Origin of the sequence: Streptomyces sp. NPDC048018, from assembly GCF_043202995.1 — a bacterium.
Lineage (GTDB): Bacteria > Actinomycetota > Actinomycetes > Streptomycetales > Streptomycetaceae > Streptomyces.
Genome location: NZ_JBIDBK010000001.1, coordinates 42,254 through 58,053, shown reverse-complemented (window position 1 = coordinate 58,053; position 15,800 = coordinate 42,254). Strand labels below are relative to the sequence as shown.

Sequence of the window (15,800 nt, the reverse complement as noted above, 5' to 3'; positions counted from 1 at the left end):
GGGCTGCGGTCCGAAAACCGGGAGACTGCCCCCGGCCGGGGTGGTGACGGGGTCAGCCCACCTGCGGGACCACTGTTCCCATGTCCTCCCACTGGACCCCCTGGAGGTTCGCCCCGGTCAGCTTGGCGCCCTCCCGCTTGGAGCCGCCGAGCAGCGAGCCGCTCAGGTCCGCGTCCGACATGTCGGCCCCGCGGAGATCGGCACCCCTCAGATCGGCCCGGTCGAGGAAGGCCCCGTGCAGGTCGGCGCGACGGAGGTCCGCACCTCGCAGATCGGCCCGGCTGAAGGACGCGCCCTGAGCGCTGACGTCGGCGAGCCGCACGCCACGCAGGTCCACGCCACCGAACTCGGCGGTCGAGAGCTTCGCTCCGCCGGAGGTCGGCACCGTGCAGGACGGCGTTGGTGAACTCCGTCTCGCGGAGGTCGGCGCCTCTCAGATCCGCTCCGTCCAGGATCGCCTCGCCGAGGCCGGCGTGCACCAGCGAGGCGTCGCGCAGGTCGGAGCCGGTGAGGTCGGCCCGCCGGAGGTTGGCCCGGTATACGGGACCGCGCAGGAGGAGGCCTTCGGAACGCGTGTTCCCGAACCCCGGCGTCCACGCGTTCGTGTCCCGTCCGATCGCCGCCACCACGGTGCGGCTCCCCGCGGGCCACGAGGAGGCGCGGCCGTGCAGGGCAGTGAAGTGCGGCACCACCTGGTACGCCAACCCCCACGCGCGGTCGCTCGGGCAACGTGCCGACCACGACTCGGACCCCAACGCCGCCGCCGGGACACCCGGTGCGCTCTCCGTGCGAGGAGGGTACCGGCTGGTCGTACCGCCCGGGCTCCCTCCTCGCACGCGGCCGTCAGGCCAGCACCACCGGGAGTTCGAACAGGTCGTTCTGCGTCACGACCGGCTTGTTCCGCAGCTCCTCGCGCGGGACGGCGAGGCGCAGCCCCGGGAACCGCGCGTACAGGGCGGGCAGGGCCACCGACGCCTCCAGGCGGGAGAGGGCGGCGCCCGGGCACACGTGCGGGCCGTGACCGAAGGAGATGTGCCTGTTCGGCGTACGCGTCACGTCGAACGCGCCCGCCGTCGGTCCGTGCTGCTGCTCGTCCCGGCCGATCGCGCCGAACGACACGATCAGCGCCTCGCCCTTGGGCAGGATCCGGTCGCCCACCTCGATGTCCTCGGTGGCGAAGCGGATCAGCACGTGCGAGGTCGGGGTCGACCAGCGGAGGGTCTCCTCGATCACGTTCGCCCAGGGCACCTCGCCGGAGAGCACCAGGGCACGCTGCTCGGGGTGGGTCTCCAGGGCGACGACGGCGTTCACGATCAGGCTGATCGTCGTCTCGTGGCCGGCCGCCACCATCAGCTGGAGGGTGTTGGTGATCTCCTCCGTGGTGAGCCGGTCGCCGCCCTCCGACGCCTCGATCAGCGCGCTGGTCAGGTCGTCACCGGGCTTCTCGACCTTGCCCGCCACGATGCCCGCGAACAGCGTGCCCAGGTCCGCCATCATCTGCGGCACCTCCTCGGGCGGCGTCTGCGTCGAGAAGAACTTCTCGAAGAGGGCCTTCATCCGCGGGTGGTCGACCGGGTCGACGCCCATGAGGTCGCTGACGACGTTCATCGGCAGCGGGTAGGCGAACTCCGCCTTCAGGTCCACGACCTCACCCGCCGGACGCTCCGCGAGCCGGTCCAGCATGCCCGAGGTCAGTGCCTCGATGCCCTCGCGCAGCCGCTCCACCCGACGCGCGGTCAGCGCCTGCGCGACCAGTGTGCGCAGCCGGCGGTGCTCCTCGCCGTCGACCGTCAGCATCGACCGGCCGGGGTTCGCCAGGCCGATCAGCGGCCAGTCCATGGGTATCTCGCCGCGCTGCCACGCACCCCAGACGTCGATGTCCTTGACCAGGCGGTGGTCGGTGAGCAGCCGCCGCGCCTCGGCGTGGTGGGTGACGGCCCAGCAGGCCACGCCGCCGGGCAGCACGACGCGGGCCAGCGGACCGGCGGCCCGCAGCCGCGCGCTCTCGCCGTCGAGGTCGGCGACGAACGGGTCCAGGGCGATGGCGTCGGCGGCGGACGCGGCGTGGGCGTGCGGGCAGGTCATCCGAGAGCTCCAAGGGCGGGGGTGGGGGTGTAGGTCACGGGGAGCGCGGAGAGACCGCGCAGCCAGGGCGAGGGACGGCGGGCGAGGTCGGCCGCCGGGACCGCGAGGTCGACGTCCGGCAGCCGGTCGAGCAGTACCTCGATCCCGGTGCGCGCGATGGTCTCGGCGACCTCCTGCGCGGGGAAGGGGCAGCGGTGCTCGCCATGGCCGAAGGAGAGGTAGGCGTTGTTGCCGCCGGTGAGCCGGCCCGCGTCGGCGCGTACGTGCGGGTCCGCGTTGGCCGCGGCCAGGCCGAGCAGCAGCAGGTCGCCGCGGCCGATCCGGCGCCCGCCCAGGTGGGTGTCGCGCGAGGCCCAGCGGCCCGCGACGTTCTGGGTGGGGGTGTCCTCCCACAGGACCTCGTTCATCGCCTCGCCGACGCTGTGCCGGCCGCCGGACAGCGAGGCGGCGAACCGGTCGTCGGTGAGCATCAGCCGCAGCGAGTTGCCGATCCAGTCGGCGGTCGGCTGGTGGCCGGCGGCCAGCATGACCATGAGGTCCTGGGCGACCTCCTCGACCGTGAAGCCGGCGGTGTTGGCGAGCATCCGGGAGGCCACGTCGTCGCCCGGCGTCTCCGCCTTCGCGGCCAGCAGGCCGAACATCGACTCCGCCAGGTGCCGCTGGCCCTCCAGGGCGCCCTCCTGGCCGTTGATCATGTCGTTGAGGGCGGTGACGAGCCCCGGCCCCTGCTCGTCGGAGAAGCCGTAGACGCTGGCGAGGATGCGGACGGGCAGCAGCATCGCGTACTCCGCGATGATGTCGCAGGCCCCCTTGCCGCAGAGGGCGTCGATCAGCTCGTCGGCGAACCGCTCGGCCCGCTCCTTCAGCAGGAACGGGTCGATCCCCTCCAGGGCCGCGGAGATGACGCCCGCACGCTCGCGGTGCCGCTCGCCGACGGTGTAGAGGATGGACGGCTGCTTGCGGCCGATCATCGGCAGCAGCGGCCAGTCCGCCGGTATGGCGTCCCACTGGTTCCACAGCTCGGAGTCGCGGGAGAACAGGACCGGGTCGCTGGTGACCTGGTGGAGCTCGCGGTAGCCGAGGACCAGCCAGGCGGGCACGTCGCCGTCCAGCACGACGGGGGCGACGGCCCCGTGCTCGCGCCGGATCTGCCGGTACAGCTCGTTGGGGTCGGTCTGGAAGCGCGGTCCGCTCAGGGGGACGGGCGGGTGCTCGGAGAGGGTCACGGGGTGGGCTCCGGGATCGGCTGCGGTACCGGCGGCGTGGCCGGGGCGACGACGGTCCGCAGGTGCTCGACGAGCGAGATCAGGACCTGCTTGCTGGACTCGCGCGACCGGGCGTCGCAGAAGACCAGCGGAACCTCGTCGGCGAGGTCGAGGGCCTCGCGGATCTGGGCGGGGGTGTGGGCGGGACCGCCGAAGTCGTTGCAGGCGACGACGAACGGCGTCCCGTGGTGTTCCAGGCGGTCGATGGCGTACCAGGAGTCGGCGAGCCGGCGGGTGTCGACGAGTACCACCGCGCCGAGCGTGCCGGAGAAGAGCCGGTCCCACAGGAACCAGAACCGCTCCTGGCCCGGCGCCCCGAACAGGTACAGGACGTTATGGGTGTCGAGCGAGATGCGGCCGAAGTCGAAGGCCACCGTGGTGGCCGACTTGCCGCCCACGCCGGCGGTGTCGTCGACGCCCTCGCCCGCCTGCGTCATCGTCTCCTCGGTGTTCAGCGGACGGATCTCGCTGACCGAGCGGACCAGGGTGGTCTTGCCGACTCCGAATCCGCCGACAATGACGATCTTCAGCCCGTTGTCGGCGGTGCTGCGCAGGGTCTGGCGCTGTTCAGAGGTTACGGAGTCCAACGAGCACCTGCTCCAGGATGTCGTGATCGGGAAGGCGGTACGAGGCGCGGGGATGCCGGGCGCTGATCCGGCCGGTGTCGTGCAGGTCGGCCAGGAGGATCCGGGTGATCGAGACCGGCAGGCCGAGCCCGGCCGCCACCTCCACCACCGCGGTGGGGTAGCGGCACATGCGCAGGATCGCGGCGTGCTCGGACTGCATGCCGGGGACCGGATCGCTCTCGGAGACCACCAGGGTCACCAGGTCGAAGGCGTCGGATCCGGCGCGGCTGCGGCCGCCGGTCAGGGTGTAGAGCCGGTCGGGGGAGTCGTCCCGGCCCGGCCTGCCGCGGCTCATCCCCGGGGCCTCGCGACCAGGTGCTCGCCCAACTGCTCCACCAGCTCGGACATGTTGTGGCCCACGAGGCCGGCGTCGGCGTCCTCGTCGGCGACGACCGCGAGATGGGCGCCCTCGCCGGCCTCCACGATGAAGAGGATGCCGCCGTAGAACTCGGCGATCGCGGAGCGGACCCCGCCGGTGCCGTCGCCGAACTCCACGGAGGCACCGTGCGACAGGCTCTGGATGCCGGCGGCGATCGCGGCGAGCTGGTCGGCCTGGTCGACGGAGAGCTCGGGGGTGCGGCAGAGCTTGAGGCCGTCACGGGACAGCACCAGGGCGTGCCGGGTGCCCGGGGTGCGTTCCAGCAGGCCCTCGAGGAGCCAGCTGAGCTTCTCGTCGGTGGTGGAGCCGGTCATTACGAGGTGCCTTCCGGGTACGGGGGGTTCGAGGACGGCGACGGCGTGCGCGGCGCGGACGTCGGGCCGGCCGGATCGGACGGTACGGAGGGGGTGCCGGGGCGGTCGTCGGGAGCGGCCGCGGCGGGGACGGACGGGGACACGGTGTCCGGTCCGTCCCCGGGCCCGCTCTCCGGACGGGCGGGGGTGGCGCGGACCGCGCGGCGGAACGTGCCGAACCGGTTCGCCGCCCCGGCCGCCGCGCCGCTGCGCGGGCCCTTGGCCGGTGCCTTCGCGGCGGCCTCCGGGCCGTCGGGGTGCGCGGCGGCCATGGTCCGGCCCCGGCGACGCCGCGGCAGGCCGCTCTCGCCGAACCGGGGGTACTCGCCGGTGGACTCGGCGGCGCTGTCGTGCACGGCCTCGGGCTCGGGCACCGGGGCGGGCGCGGGGCCGGGAGCGGCGGTCGCGGCCCCGGCGGGGGAGGCGGGCGCGGACATGCCGCGTCCCGACACCGGGGGCAGCGGGTCGGCGGGTGCGGCCGCCGGCTCGGCGGACGCGTGGCTGATGAGCTCCTGGGGCAGCATCAGCAGGGCGCCGGTGCCGCCGCGCGCGGAGGGGCGGAACGACACGGTCAGGCCGTGCTTGCGCGCCAGTCGGCCGACGACCGCGAGACCGAGGCGCGTGCCGGAGAGACCGGCCAGGTCCTGGGGAGCTGAGCCGACGGCGGCCTCGGCGCGGCGCTGCTGCACATCGCTCATGACGAGACCGCTGTCCTCGACGGCGATGATGACGCCGGCCGGGACCTCCTCGACGTAGACGTGCACCTCGGCGGTGGGCGGGGAGAAGTTCGCGGCGTTGTCCATGAGTTCGGCCAGCGCGTGCATGACGCCCTCGGCCGCGTGCCCGGCGACGGCCGCGTCGCTGCTGGAGTGCAGCCGCACCCGCTGGTAGCCGCCGATGCGGCCCATGGCGCCGCGGAGGATGGATTCCATGACGATGGGCCGGGCCCATCGCCGGCCGGACCTGGCCCCGCTGAGCACGGCGACGGAGTCGGCGAGCCGGCCCGCCTGCGCGGTCCGGTGGTCGAGGTGGAGGAGGTCGGTGAGGACGTCCTCGTCGGCGTGCCGGTCCTCCATCTCCCGGAGGTCGGCGAGCATGCTCGTGGTGAGGGCCTGCATCCGGCCCGCGGCGTTGGCCGCGGCCGCCATGGCGGCGGACCGGCCGGACTCGGCGCGGCGCAGCCGGGCCTCGAACCCTGCGGTCTCGGCGGCCCGTTCCCGCGTCAGTTCGGCGAGTTCGGCCGCGTGGGAGCGGGTGAGCTCCTCGACCCGTGCGGTGTGGGCCGCCAGGGCGGCGGCGGTCTCCGCCTCCTGGCGTTTCCTGAGCGTGGCCGCCTCACGCTCGGCCGTCGCCGTGAAGCTGGCGAGGTACGCCTCCTTCGAGGCCACTTCGGCGGCGAGGGTCTGGGCACGGCGGCTCAGCGCGCGCGAGATCCGCCCGTACCAGGTCACGGCGAAGGCCGAGGCCGACAGGAGCAGGACGCCGCAGGCGGCGAACCAGCCGAGCGGGGTGCGGACCTCGCCCGGCGCCGCGGCGACGGCGGCCGCGGCGAGTGCGCCCCCCGCGGCGGCGGTGAGCAACGCGGCGGTCAGGGCAGGACGGAAGGGGGAGGGTGACGCCGTCATCAACCAGACTCTCGGGAGCGGGCACACGGGGAAGGGAGTCGCAACGACGGCACTATAGAGGCGTTGTTGATCAGTACGGAACTCTCGTGATCGGATTGGCATTCCTCACGGAGCATACTTTTCCGATACTGCGCCCAGAAGGTCCGAACTTGCTCGCCTCCTGGAAGTTCCGTGTGGTGACGCCCTCCTGAATGCCCGTCGGTCCCGGCCGGTCGCCCCAGGTCCGCCCGTACGCGTCGACCGCCACCGTGGAAGTCCCCTGAGGAGCACGGCCGACCGCGGGGCGAGCGGTCCGGCAGGCGGCAGGGCGAGCAGGTACGGCGAGCGGTCCGGCGGGCCGCGCGGGCGAGCACGCGGACGGGGCCGACGGCACGGCCGTCGGCCCCGTCCTCACGGGTGGGATCAGCAGGTGCCGGCCGGCCGTTCCCGGCTCACCAGGTCGGTGGAGCCGGTGGTCGCGTCCAGCCAGGCGACCTGGCGGCCCGCGCCGGCCGCCGGATGGCTCTGCTCACCGCGGTTGCAGGAGACCCGCTCACGCCGCGAGCCGTCGGTGGTCAGCTGCCACAGCTTGGGCAGCGACTCGTTCCGGTAGCGGGTGTCGGGCGTCTGCGCGACGAGGGTCAGCGCGTCCTGCGAGACGGTCAGGCCGGAGGCGATGAAGGCGCCGGGCTTGCGCTCACTGCTGACGATGTGGGCCCCGCTGCCGTCCAGGCCGGAGCGGACGACCGACACGAGACCGCCGTCGTCGGCGTCCGTGTCGGCCAGCCAGAACACGTGGGTGCCGTTGACGCCGGTCTGTCCCAGGCTCACCGGCTCGTCGAGCTGCTCGGTCATGGCCGTCCGGCCGGTGGTCAGATCGACGACCTCCACGCCCAGCCGGTAGGAGCCGTCCTGGGGGTACAGCTTCGCGTAGGCGATCCTGTCGCCGCTGATGGAGGGCAGCGCGGTCAGCGTGTTCCACTTCTTCCCGTCCGCGAAGACCGGGGTCCTGTCGGTGGGCCGCAGATAGCCGACGTGCCGGCCACCGAGGACGTCGTACTCCTCGAACACGACCGTGTTGTTCTCCACGCGCAGGCCCGCGACGCCGGTCGCCGAGCTGTAGAGGGTCTTGACCGGGCCGCCGGCCACCGGGCGGGAGAGGACGTCGACCGACGTGGGGCCGTACGCCGTCCACACCACGGTCCTGCCGTCGGTCGCCGGGGAGGTGTGGTACCGGCCGTCGTTGGGGCTGATCACCTTCGGCGCGCCCCGGCCGTCCAGGCGGCCGGCGTAGACCGAGTAGGGCTCGGAGCCTGCCTCGTCGGACTTCGAGGCCGCCCACCAGCCGCCGCCCGCGCCCACCGAGGAGTCGGTGGTGTTCAGCGTGCCGAAGAGGGTGGCGCTGTCGACGCCGAGCGCCTGCTCCCAGCCGGGGACGATGCCGTGGGCGCTGAACGAACGCCTGACGACACCCTGCTGGGCGGAGGTCGTTCCCAACGCCTTGGCGGCGGCGAGCACCGCGCCCCGGGCCTCGGTGAACCCGTCCAGCGGCGTCATGTACTCGGTGAGGGCCTTGTACACGATCCGGTCGGCCAGCGGACCGCCGAGGTCCTCACGCATGTCCCACAACGCGCCGGAGAATATGGTCGAGTTGAGGTGCACGCCGCCGTTGTCGGTGGCGAACGACACGCCCAGGAAGCTCTTCGAGGTCGTGGCCCCGTCGTTGAGGTCCCGGAGCGCGCAGTCGGCCGGCGCCTTCGTACGGCACAGGTTCTCGCCGATCAGGCCGGCGGTGGGGTCGCTCATCGGCGTCCCGCTCGCGGTGATGTCGATGGCGTTGCCGAAGTAGTCGGCCAGGGCCTCGTTCAGCGCGCCGGACTGACCCGCGTAGACCAGGTTCGCCGTGTGCTCGACGACCCCGTGGGTCATCTCGTGGCCGACGACGTCCGTGTCGGCCGACATCGGCCTGAACTCCGAGTCACCGCTTCCGTACACCATCTTGGTGCCGTCCCAGAACGCGTTGGCGTAGGGCAGGCCGTAGTACGTCACGCCGACCAGGGAGTTGACGGCGCCGCCGCGGCCGTCGAGGCTGTCGCGCCCGAGATTCGCCTTGTAGAAGTCGTAGACCCGGCCCGCGTTCCAGTGGGCGTCCACGGCTCCCGAATCCGTCGCGGCGCCGGTGAAGGAGGTGTTCGCGGAGGAGAACATCCTGATGCCGGAGGGCCACTGCCCCGAGGTCTCCGACACCGACCTGCCCCGGGCGTCCCACGTGCCCAGGAGGCTCTTGCTGGTGGCGCGCATACGGCTCGGGTCCGCGAGGAGATAGCTGCCGGCCGCCGGGTCGTAGGCGATGTCGAGCGAGGCCGTGGTGCCGTTGAGCCGGGCGCCCGACCCGGTCTCGGGGACCAGGTTCGCGGGAGCGGCCGGCGGGACGTCGGCCGTCGGGCCCTCCGCGGTCTCGCCGCCCGTCCGGGTGGGCGGGGCCGCCATCGTCTTCAGCGCGCTGTACTGGAGTGCCGGATAGCCCGTCCGGGCGTCCACGTACACCTCGTCCATCACGGGCGCCCCGGTGCCGGGCGCGGTGCCGCGCACGGTGACGCGGTAGGCGAGGACGCCGTTCCCGCTGGGGAGGACGACGAGCCCCCGTGCCTCCCCCGTCATGCCGGTGGCGGCCGGGTCGCCCGACTCGGATCGCGGGGCCTGGCCCTTGTCGAGCGCTGCCCCGAGCCGGCGGGCCGTGGCGGCCACCGCGCGGCGGACCGCGACGTCCTCGGACACCTGGGGGGTGACGTCGGTGGTCAGGGCCGTGAAGTAGTGCCCCGACGTGCCGGTGACGACCCGCTTGCCGTCCTGCTGGTGCATGCGCACGACGTACTGGCCGCCCAGGACGTCGACGCCGCGGTGCTTCTGCTGGAGCCGCACCGTCTCGTTCCCGGATCCGGCGGCCGTCGACGACAGGGGGACGAGGTCGCTGCCCGCCCGCGGGATCTTGTAGCGGCTCCTGTTCGCCGCGAGGTATCCCCGTGCCGCGTCGGCCGGGGCGGCCTTGGCGTCCACCGACTCCCTTATGCCCTCGACGAGTACGGGGGTCGCGGTGTCCTGGCCGGGGACGACGGTCGCCGGGCCGGGGTCCGCGGCCCACGCCGACGGCACCGGCAAGGTCATGGCGGCAGCCAGCAGAACAGCTATTCCTCCTGTGGATCGGAGCTCTTTCCGCCATATCCGTCGTGCGGACGGGGTGCGAGCCGAAGAACCTGCGCTGAACTCGGGCAAGGGGTCTCCTCAACCATGAGTGCCTGAATCGTTGCTGTGAGTCGCCGCCATACAAGCGCCGCGGATGTCGTCCGGCCAGAGCCCGGGCCCCCTCAGAAATGGCCATGCACAGATGTGGGGGCCCTGTGGAGGCGTCCACAATTCCGGCATGTTCGAAACCGGTCCGCACGACCCGACCCCGCCCGCCGCGCCCGACGACACCGCGGCGTCGCCACCCGCGGTCCCCGACCCGACCGCCGTGCTGCGCGTCCTCATCCAGCGCCGACAAGCCCTCCTGCACCGGGAGTCGGCGGACCTGCAGTTCCTCCGGGGCTTCGCCGAACGCCTCGCCCGCGAGCTTCCGCAACGGCTCGCCTCACCCCCCGAACCCCCGGCCGCCCGCGAGACCCTCACCGATGCCGACGGCGCCCGGACCCGCCTCGACGCGATGCTCGAAGCCGCCGGGACGGAGGTCCTGATCCTCGACCGCGCGACCCGCACCCCCGGAGGCACCCGAGAGGTCGACGCGGACCGGGTCCGCCGCCTGCTGGGGCGCGGCGTCGCCGTGCGGATGGTCACCGACCGGCGTGGCAGCGACTTCCCCGACCGGGCGCAGGACCTGATCGCCCTCACCGACCTCGGACTCCAGGCCCGTACGGCACAGCGCCTGTCCACCGGCCTCGTCCTCGTGGACCGTCGCACCTGCCTGCTGCCCCCGTCACCCGGCACCGGCGAAGACGACGCGACGGCCCTGGTGTTCGCCGACTGTCTGGTGCGGCGTGCCGCCCTGCCGCTGTTCGAGTCCCTGTGGGACCGTGCCACCCCCCTCGGCAGCCCCGGTGTCCCCGACGGCGCTCCCAGCGCGCACCAACGCGAACTGCTCGGCCTGCTCGCCTCCGGCCTGAAGGACGAGACCATCGCCCGCCGCCTCGGTGTCCACGTGCACACCGCCCGCCGGCGCATCACGCGGATGCTGGAGGAACTCGACGCCGACACCCGCTTCCAGGCCGGCGTCCAGGCCGCCACCCGAGGCTGGCTGCCCCCTGCGCCCCGGGACGGCGAACGGCTCTGAGGTGCAGGGCAGGCGCCGTACGGGACCGGGGCGATGACGCGGAAGCCGACCTGCGAAAGGGCGCCGAGCGGGCCGTGCGCCGACCGCGGGGCCCATGTGAGGAGGCGCCCGAAGACGGCCGGTGTGCGTCGGTCATGCCCGGCCGGGGTGGGGGAGTGCCAGGTGGGATCAGGGTGGTGAAGGGCCGCGCTCGACACCGGACCGGTCGAGTGACCGGAGTCACATGACGGGTCGCGGTGATTTCCGTTATCCCGCTTCGGCCGGCGGCTCTCCCATGCGTACGGGTATTCACACGCGATGCGGAAGGGCGGCCGGCATGGAGCGGGTCTCGGGTTTTGAGCGGTCGGTGGACGTGGAGTTGATACGCGCGGCGCAGTACGGGGACGGATGGGCGCGGGAGCGGCTCGTCGGCGCCCACGAGCCGCTGGTGCACGCGCTCGCCGCCCGCACGCTCGAGGGCCGTCCCGGCGCCGACGCCGCCGCGGTGGGCGCGATCGTGCGGGACACGATGCACCGTGCCCGGTTCGCGCTCGGCACCCTCCCCTCGCCGGAGGCGTTCAGGCCCTGGCTCATCGGGATCGGCGTCGCGACCTCCCTTGCCCACGCGGCCGGTCTTCCCGTTCCCGCCGCGTCCGCCGCCGAGGTCGGCGACGCCTCGTGCTGGCTCGATCTGCAGGACGCGGTCCTGGCGGCCCTGTGGTCGCTGGAGCAGGAAGGGCACATCGGCCGTGACGAGACGGCGGCGGCGCTGAACTGGTCGTCGCAGGATACGGAGATGCGCTTCGAGGCGATGCGTGCAGGACTCGCCTCGGCCCGGTCGGTGACGATCGCCCTCGTCCGCTTCCCGCGCTGCCCCGCCCTCGAGGACCGGATGGCCGGCTGGGACGGCCGCCCCGGCGCCGCCTGGCGCGACGAACTGGCCCGGCACACCGCCCACTGCGGCTACTGCGCCACCGGATTCGCCGAGGCGCCGGGCGACAGCACGCGCCCGGCGTACGGGGCGGCCGCCCCGGCCACGCACGGTTCCGCCGCATGGACGGTCGGCGTCCCGTACGCCTTCGACGCGGCCGGCGGCTTCGACGCGCCCGACGTGACCGGGGCCGAAGCCGCAGGAGCAGACCGGTTCGGCGTGACGGAAACGTTCGCGGCCGTCGCTGACGAGGGGGCCGGTCACCCCGTTGCCGCGGCGGGGCACTCCGCGACCGTGGAGGGTGGGCGGCGTGGCACACGGGCTGCTCGCCGCCAGCGGCGTCAGGCGGACGAACGGACTCGTCGCCGTGTGGTGGTAGCGGCCGGGCTGGCCGTCGTGGCGGTCACCGGCGGCGCCTTCACGCTGAACGCGGGCCGCGGCAGCGGCGACCTCCTGGAAGCCAACCGGGCTTCCGCCCCGGACCTCGACGCCTCCCTGACGAACGAACCCGGCGCCCTCAACACCTCGACGTCCACCTCGGCGACCCCCTCCACCTCGGCGTCCCCTTCCGCGGCTCAGACTTCCGGCGCCCCCAAGAAGCCCGCCGCCACCCCGAGCAAGGCCTCCCGGCCCACCACGGCCGCGGGCACCCCGACGCGCCCCACCACTGCCACCACCACGCCGGCCACCCGGCGGAAGCCCGCGGCGACGCACGACAGCGACGGGGGCAGGAAGGCCGGCACGCAGCAGGATCCGGGCCAGTCCTCGGTCGCCGATCAGGTGATCGCTCTCGTCAACGCCGAGCGCGCCAAGGCCGGTTGCGGCGCCCTCACCGCGAACGCCACGCTCACCAGGGCGGCTCAGGGGCACTCCGACGACATGGCGGCCCGTGACTTCTTCGACCACACCAACCCCGACGGGGCCGACCCGGGCGACCGGGTGTCCGCGGCCGGTTATCCCTGGTCCACCTACGGCGAGAACATCGCCATGGGGCAGAGCAGCGCCGAGCAGGTCATGGAGTCCTGGATGAACAGCCCCGGTCACCGGGCCAACATCCTCAACTGCAACTTCAAGGAGATCGGCGTCGGCATCCACAACTCCGGCGGCCCCTACTGGACCCAGGTCTTCGGAGCCCGCTGACCCGGCAGCCGACGGCGGGCGTCCCGGGAGAGCGGCCCCGTCAGCGCATGAGGCGATGGGTCACGCTCCCGGCGCGTCCGCCTTCCGGCCCGCCCCGGTCGGGCGCCATGACCGCCCGGGCGCCGGTCCCGGCCCCGGCTCCGGGCGGTCGTCGACCCTGAGCTGCCGACCGCACGGAGGAAGCCGCGGGCCCGGCCGGCAACTCGCCAGCCCGCCGGCTCGCTACATCGGCAGCCCGGCACCGCGGCGGTCCTGCCCGAGCGCTGTCCGAGCACGGCGGGAGCCGGCTGCATTTTCCGCATGAGGCCTCGCCCCGTCGGCACGGGTTCCGTGAAGATCGGCGGTAGCGTCCGGGTATGGACTTTCGAACCACTGTTGAACGAGCTCAGCGCCTCAAGCAGCTGCACGCCGACCACAAGCCGCTCGTGCTGCCGACCGTCTGGGACGCCTGGTCCGCGAGGGCGGCGGTCGACGCCGGGTTCCCGGCCCTGACGGTCGGCAGCCATCCGCTCGCCGACTCCCGAGGGGCAGCGGACCACGAAGGGCAGACCTTCGAAGAGGTTCTGGCCGCCGTCCGGCGGATCATCACGGCGGTCGACGTCCCCGTGTCCGTGGATCTGGAGGCCGGCTACGGGCAGGAGCCGGCGGACCTCATCGCGGGACTCGTCGAGGCGGGCGGCGTCGGTCTCAACGTCGAGGACACCGTCCACTCGGCCGGCGGGCGCATGCGCACCACGCAGGAGCACGCGAGCTACATCGGCGGTCTGCGCGCGGCGGCGGACGACGCGGGCGTGCCGGTCTGGGTGAACGGGCGCACCGACCTGTTCCAGAACGCCGACGACGTCTCCTCCGTTCTGGACGAGGCGATCGAGCGCCTGCGCGCCATGGAGCAGGCCGGCGCCGACAGCGTCTACCCCGTGAGCATCCAGGACGACGACGACCTGCTCGCTGCCGTGACCGGCGCCGTCGCCGTTCCCGTGAACACCACGGCCCACCCGGTCAAGCACGATCTCGAACGCTTCCGCCGCCTCGGCGTCGGCCGGATCACCTACGGCCCGCTGCTGCAGTTCGCGATGACGGACGCCATGAAGAGCATGCTGGCGCCGTGGGCTTCCTGAGCGCTGCGTAAGTCCCCCACGCGAACAGGTCCAGCGCGCTCCAGACGCGAGGCGGGCCCTGTGAGTTGTCAAGCATGCAGGCAGGAACCCGTCTCGACGGGTTAGGGACGACACGTGCCGCCTGCTCGGCCGCCGGCCGCCTTCAACCCTCCTGCCATGCCCTGGCGTTGCGGTCGGTTGGGCGGTCGGTCGGGTCGGGTCCGGTCGGTCCGGTTCGGTTGCCCGGGCGATCGGCAGCCCGTACGAACGGCCGCGCGGCGCCGTCAGGGCAGGAGGGCGTTCCACGTCTTGTGTCCTGCCGCGGCGAGGGGTACACAGTGCATGTGACTGATCGGTAGTTCAGTAGAGGTGTGCCGGGCCGGGCCGACAGGGCCGTAGCGAAGGCGCCTCAATCATTACCTGCCAAACCGGGGCGAATCGCTCCCGGACGCACTACGCTCCTCCGCATGCCAATCGTGGACATGTCAACTCTGGCGGGTCGTCCCGGATCGCCCCCGCAGTGCGGACCAGTTCCAGCCGGGACCAAGCCCCACCCGGGAGCGAGGCGACGTTCCGTCGTCCTCCTCCCACTCCTTCTTCTCCTGCTGAGCCTCCTGGCGACGCCGGCTCTGGCGAGCGCCGCTCCACCCCCCGCGCCCGCCCGCGCGGTCACCGCCGCCGCGGCGGCGAACGGCTCCGCCGTGGACCAGGCGCGGGCGCGCTGGGGCGACCGGCGGCTCGACGAGGTCTCCTTCCTCGCCACCCACAACGCGTTCACCAACTACGAGGACGCGCGCTGGAGTTCGGTGAACCAGTCCGAGTCCATACGCCACCAGCTCGACAACGGGGTGCGGGGTCTGAGCCTGGACACCCACTGGTACGAGCGCAGCCAGTGGCTGTGCATCATCAGCTTCGGCAGCGACTGCTACCCGAGTGACGTCTACCTGTGCCACGGCGAGTGCAAGACCTTCGCAGGGGCCACGTACGCGCTGCCTCGGCAGTCCTTCCAGGGCACCATGCAGACGGTGGTGGACTTCCTCGCGGCGAACCCCCAGGAGGTGGTGACCGTCTTCCTGGAGGACTATGTCACCGCGCAGCAACTGGGGAACTCGCTCAGCCGCGTGCGCGGTCTCGACCGGCTGTTGTTCCGGCCCGACGCGTGGAACGTGCGCCGGCAGGGCTGGCCGCGCATGACCGACCTCGTCGCCTCCGGGAAGCGCCTGCTGATCTTCAGTGACGCGGGCGACCGCGAGCACCTCGGCGTCATGTACGACAAGGCCTGGACGGTCAGCAACTTCTGGAGCCTCGGTGACCTCGGCGATGACGTCTCCTGCGTCACCCGGTGGTCCGACGTGCCGCTGGACCGCCAGGAGCCGGGCTTCCGCAGGCTCTTCACCATGAGCCACCACCGGAACGTCCCGACGCTCATCAACGCGGCGCTCGACAACGGGACCAAGCTACGGGACCGCATCGACCAGAAGTGCCGTCCGGCGGCCGGCGGTCGCGACCCGAACTTCGTCTCCGTCGACTTCCACCGGGTGTCCGACCGCAGCGGCCACACGCCGGCCTCGATCGTCGCCGGGCTCAACGCCCGCAACTGACAGCCTCGGACACCCGTCGGCGGCCCGCCCGGGAGCCCCGGATGCGACAGGGTCCCGGGATCGGGCCGCCTCCAGGACGGGGACGGCGGCAGCGTCGAACACCAAGTCCCGCAACGCCCACGCCGAGACCCGCGCGGGGGGAGGCGCACCCGGACCCCACGGTGCAGGTACTCGGCTGCCGCCCCGGCTCACCTGCCCGGGGTCGCTGAGCCGCCGGGCAGGATGCCCCGTCCCCCGGGACACCGGATCCGCCCCGCAGGCCGTGGACGGGCGGGCCGCCCGTGGCGTAGCTTTCCCCTGCACGCACGACCCGCGGGCACGTTCCGGTTCCATGCCCGTGAGAGGCCGCACCTCCATGTCTCCGTCTCCTTCTGGTGTTCTGCGCCCGCGTCCTGCGCTGCCCGCCCGGGTGCCCG

At 73.2% G+C, this 15,800-nt stretch carries 12 protein-coding genes and 1 pseudogene; 4 read left to right on the top strand and 9 right to left on the bottom strand.

Features of this window, described 5'->3' with window-relative positions; all coding sequences use genetic code 11:
• Positions 1-52: 52 nt before the first annotated feature.
• From ACGF1Z_RS00270 to ACGF1Z_RS00230, 9 genes and pseudogenes are all read right to left on the bottom strand, one after another.
• Positions 53-385, bottom strand: coding sequence for a pentapeptide repeat-containing protein (locus ACGF1Z_RS00270; protein WP_392998224.1), 333 nt, complete (start codon positions 383-385; stop codon positions 53-55).
• Positions 386-425: 40 nt separating this feature from the next.
• Positions 426-626 (bottom strand): annotated as a pseudogene (locus ACGF1Z_RS00265) (pentapeptide repeat-containing protein); the annotation flags it as partial.
• A 217-nt stretch (positions 627-843) separates the two neighbouring features.
• Entirely contained in the window at positions 844-2,085 is a 1,242-nt protein-coding gene (locus ACGF1Z_RS00260; RefSeq protein ID WP_392998222.1) for a cytochrome P450, read from the bottom strand.
• Positions 2,082-3,311, bottom strand: a complete 1,230-nt coding sequence (locus ACGF1Z_RS00255; protein ID WP_392998220.1) for a cytochrome P450 — start codon at positions 3,309-3,311, stop codon at positions 2,082-2,084. Before ACGF1Z_RS00255 ends, ACGF1Z_RS00260 begins: the two co-directional genes overlap by 4 nt.
• Positions 3,308-3,937 (bottom strand): ATP/GTP-binding protein, encoded by a 630-nt coding sequence (locus ACGF1Z_RS00250; protein WP_392998218.1) that lies wholly within the window; start codon positions 3,935-3,937, stop codon positions 3,308-3,310. Before ACGF1Z_RS00250 ends, ACGF1Z_RS00255 begins: the two co-directional genes overlap by 4 nt.
• Entirely contained in the window at positions 3,918-4,271 is a 354-nt protein-coding gene (locus ACGF1Z_RS00245; RefSeq protein WP_030317245.1) for a DUF742 domain-containing protein, read from the bottom strand. Before ACGF1Z_RS00245 ends, ACGF1Z_RS00250 begins: the two co-directional genes overlap by 20 nt.
• A complete protein-coding gene (locus ACGF1Z_RS00240; RefSeq protein ID WP_017236514.1) occupies positions 4,268-4,669 on the bottom strand; it encodes a roadblock/LC7 domain-containing protein in 402 nt (133 codons plus the stop codon). The genes ACGF1Z_RS00245 and ACGF1Z_RS00240 overlap by 4 nt, the downstream gene beginning before the upstream one ends.
• On the bottom strand, positions 4,669-6,333 hold the full coding sequence (locus tag ACGF1Z_RS00235; protein ID WP_392998215.1) for a sensor histidine kinase: 1,665 nt from the start codon (positions 6,331-6,333) through the stop codon (positions 4,669-4,671). The genes ACGF1Z_RS00240 and ACGF1Z_RS00235 overlap by 1 nt, the downstream gene beginning before the upstream one ends.
• Before the next feature lie 402 nt (positions 6,334-6,735).
• Positions 6,736-9,477 carry a M4 family metallopeptidase gene (locus tag ACGF1Z_RS00230; protein WP_392998213.1) on the bottom strand — a complete coding sequence of 914 codons (2,742 nt, stop codon included), beginning with the start codon at positions 9,475-9,477 and terminating at the stop codon, positions 6,736-6,738.
• A 256-nt stretch (positions 9,478-9,733) separates the two neighbouring features.
• On the opposite strand from ACGF1Z_RS00230, the gene ACGF1Z_RS00225 reads away from it, so the two are divergent.
• The 4 genes from ACGF1Z_RS00225 (at position 9,734) to ACGF1Z_RS00210 (ending at position 15,384) form a co-directional block, all read left to right on the top strand.
• Positions 9,734-10,636, top strand: coding sequence for a hypothetical protein (locus ACGF1Z_RS00225; RefSeq protein ID WP_392998211.1), 903 nt, complete (start codon positions 9,734-9,736; stop codon positions 10,634-10,636).
• A gap of 316 nt (positions 10,637-10,952) precedes the next feature.
• Entirely contained in the window at positions 10,953-12,686 is a 1,734-nt protein-coding gene (locus ACGF1Z_RS00220; protein WP_392998209.1) for a CAP domain-containing protein, read from the top strand.
• Between the two features lie 356 nt (positions 12,687-13,042).
• Positions 13,043-13,804: an isocitrate lyase/phosphoenolpyruvate mutase family protein gene (locus ACGF1Z_RS00215; RefSeq protein ID WP_392998207.1), complete on the top strand. Its 762-nt coding sequence runs from the start codon at positions 13,043-13,045 to the stop codon at positions 13,802-13,804.
• 680 nt (positions 13,805-14,484) lie between these two features.
• A complete protein-coding gene (locus tag ACGF1Z_RS00210) occupies positions 14,485-15,384 on the top strand; it encodes a PI-PLC domain-containing protein (protein ID WP_392998205.1) in 900 nt (299 codons plus the stop codon).
• Positions 15,385-15,800 lie beyond the last annotated feature (416 nt).

Bases quoted from the DNA above. Each gene is read 5' to 3' on its own strand.
- ACGF1Z_RS00260 (WP_392998222.1), bottom strand. From the start codon at position 2,085: ATGACCTGCCCGCACGCCCACGCCGCGTCCGCCGCCGACGCCATCGCC.
- ACGF1Z_RS00245 (WP_030317245.1), bottom strand. From the start codon at position 4,271: ATGAGCCGCGGCAGGCCGGGCCGGGACGACTCCCCCGACCGGCTCTAC.
- ACGF1Z_RS00240 (WP_017236514.1), bottom strand. From the start codon at position 4,669: ATGACCGGCTCCACCACCGACGAGAAGCTCAGCTGGCTCCTCGAGGGC.
- ACGF1Z_RS00235 (WP_392998215.1), bottom strand. From the start codon at position 6,333: ATGACGGCGTCACCCTCCCCCTTCCGTCCTGCCCTGACCGCCGCGTTG.
- ACGF1Z_RS00230 (WP_392998213.1), bottom strand. From the start codon at position 9,477: ATGACCTTGCCGGTGCCGTCGGCGTGGGCCGCGGACCCCGGCCCGGCG.
- ACGF1Z_RS00225 (WP_392998211.1), top strand. From the start codon at position 9,734: ATGTTCGAAACCGGTCCGCACGACCCGACCCCGCCCGCCGCGCCCGAC.
- ACGF1Z_RS00220 (WP_392998209.1), top strand. From the start codon at position 10,953: ATGGAGCGGGTCTCGGGTTTTGAGCGGTCGGTGGACGTGGAGTTGATA.
- ACGF1Z_RS00215 (WP_392998207.1), top strand. From the start codon at position 13,043: ATGGACTTTCGAACCACTGTTGAACGAGCTCAGCGCCTCAAGCAGCTG.